The sequence below is a fragment of the Cryobacterium sp. TMS1-20-1 genome (assembly GCF_004402355.1).
In the GTDB taxonomy this organism is placed as follows: domain Bacteria; phylum Actinomycetota; class Actinomycetes; order Actinomycetales; family Microbacteriaceae; genus Cryobacterium; species Cryobacterium levicorallinum.
Map to the genome: position 1 here is coordinate 1 of NZ_SOGF01000064.1, position 2,133 is coordinate 2,133.

Annotated in this window: 3 protein-coding genes; all 3 read right to left on the reverse strand. The window is 65.0% G+C overall.

Annotated elements, in window-relative coordinates; genetic code table 11:
- Positions 1 to 54 precede the first annotated feature (54 nt).
- The 3 genes from E3O45_RS16210 to E3O45_RS16220 all read right to left on the reverse strand — a co-directional run bounded on the left by E3O45_RS16210 (position 55) and on the right by E3O45_RS16220 (position 1,979).
- A complete protein-coding gene (locus tag E3O45_RS16210) occupies positions 55 to 432 on the reverse strand; it encodes a hypothetical protein (protein WP_134444481.1) in 378 nt (125 codons plus the stop codon).
- Between the two features lie 437 nt (positions 433 to 869).
- Positions 870 to 1,250 carry a DUF3054 domain-containing protein gene (locus tag E3O45_RS16215; protein WP_134444483.1) on the reverse strand — a complete coding sequence of 127 codons (381 nt, stop codon included), beginning with the start codon at positions 1,248 to 1,250 and terminating at the stop codon, positions 870 to 872.
- Between the two features lie 18 nt (positions 1,251 to 1,268).
- Positions 1,269 to 1,979: a VIT family protein gene (locus E3O45_RS16220; RefSeq protein WP_134444485.1), complete on the reverse strand. Its 711-nt coding sequence runs from the start codon at positions 1,977 to 1,979 to the stop codon at positions 1,269 to 1,271.
- Positions 1,980 to 2,133 lie beyond the last annotated feature (154 nt).

Below are 2,133 nucleotides of genomic sequence, written 5' to 3' on the forward strand. Positions count from 1 at the left end.
CCACGAATTGGAAGCAAGCCCTCAGCCAGCTCGTGATGATTTACCCCGACCGAATCAACCCCCACCTCTAACCAATTCCCAACACTTACACAAAAGATTTGACAGGCTCACCCGGAGCAGACAGCCGAGCTCAGCGACAAGGCCCTCCTCGGCCGCCTTCTTCTCCGACCATCGCTGCAACGGCCGGCCCTCCTCGCCGGCCGCCTGGGCCTCCCGCGCCAGGAGCGCGTGTGGCAGCGGCCGGCCCGTGACAGCGGTGTTCGCCACCCGCCGGGCGACCTCGTCAATCGCCGCCGCCCGCGCGGCGTGGGCCCGATTGATCGCGAGGTCACACTCCCGCACCGCGTCGAGCAGCCGCACCTGCTCCGCATCCACCGGACGCGCCTTCCAATCCTGCACCGACGCCGAGACCACATAATCCAGGGCTTTCACCCCAGAGATCGTCTTTCCCCCCACCGACCGCCTCGCCCAGGAAGACTTCGACGCCGGGCCCTTTTCGGCAGCAGCGACCGATCCCGCAGCGACCGATCCCGCAGCGACCGGCTCATCAACTCTCCGCTCAGCACCTGCCCGCTCAGCAGCTCTCGAATCGGCCACTCTCGATTCAGCAGCTACCGATTCACTCCTCGCGCCACTGTCCGCTTGAGCTACCCCATTTTCGACGCGACTCGCGCTCGGAGGCTCCAGACTCGGAGGTGGATCGTCGTTGATCTCCATGCCTTCATTATCCCACTAATCGAACAAAAAAGCGAGACTTCCTCACCTATTCTAGGAATATGCGCTCGCGAGTCTCGTAGGTAAAGACGAGAAACCGCGGCGAATTAGCTGGGGTGGGGCATCCGTCACAGGGAACGCGACGGACCAGCAGATCAGGCCGGGGCGGGCATCCGCTTGCGAGAAGTGCGACGCACCAGCGCGGCGATGGCGCGCCAGCCGAGCAGGAAGATGCCGAGCACGATGGTCGTGACGATCGCGAAACTGAGCTGAACGCCCTGGCCGCCGGCCAGGCGCAGCAGGAGGCCGCCGGCCACGGTAGCGATCCAGATGCCGAGGCCGGTCCAGACCACGCTGAGCGGGTGGCGCCAGGCGCGCAGCAACAGCCAGCCGATGATCAGCCCGCCGAGAAATGGCCAGGCAGTCACGCCCAGGCCGGCCAGGGTCTCGCCGTGGCTCAGTCGACCGATCGCGGCGAACAACAGCACGAGGGCGGCGTCGAGCACACCCGCGGTGACGATGGATTGTCGAGACATGGTTTCAGCCTAGGTGCGCTAGACGTTGCCGCCGATCAGCGCACCGATGACATAGGTGACCGCGAGGGCGAGGATGCCGCCGATGACGATTCGGGCGATTGCGCGCGGTTTCGGGCTGTTGCCGAGGTGCGCGCTGAGCCAACCGGTGATAACGAGGGCGATCAGCACCGCGACGAAGGTGGCCGCGATGCGCCATTCGGCCGGGGGCAGCAGGACGGCGAGCAGGGGGAGCGCCGCGCCGACGGTGAAGGCGATAGCGGATGCGTATGCTGCGTGCCAGGGATTGGATACGTCCTGCTCGGTGATGTGCAGTTCAACCTCGAGGTGCGCGGCGAGGGCATCATGCTCGGTCAGTTCGACCGCGACCTGCTGGGCAGTCTGGGGCGACAGGCCCTTGGCCTGGTAGAAGCCGGCGAGTTCGGCGAGTTCCTCGTCGGGCTCGTTTTCAAGTTCCCAGGTTTCCTTCGCGATCAGGGCTCGTTCGGAGTCGCGCTGGCTACTCACCGACACGTACTCCCCGAGCGCCATCGAGATCGCCCCGGCGAGCAGGCTCGCGACACCGGCGATGAGGATGACGTGGGAATCCGTGGTCGCGGCGGCGACGCCGACGACGAGGGCGGCGACAGAGACGATGCCGTCATTCGCGCCGAGAACTCCGGCGCGCAGCCAGTTCAACCGTGAGGCAAGGCCGGCGGCGTGTGGTTCCACCACGTGAGACAAATTGGTCATGAGTAAGGATAGGCAGGGTGTCGAGGCCTGGTCCAGCAAGGTGTGGCTAGGAGCGTGGGTCAGTAGTACCAAAGTTTAAAACGCCGGTCGATTTCCCGGGGTTGGGGTGTTGGTCTGGGAAAATTGATTATGAGCGATTCTGATGGCCTGTTCC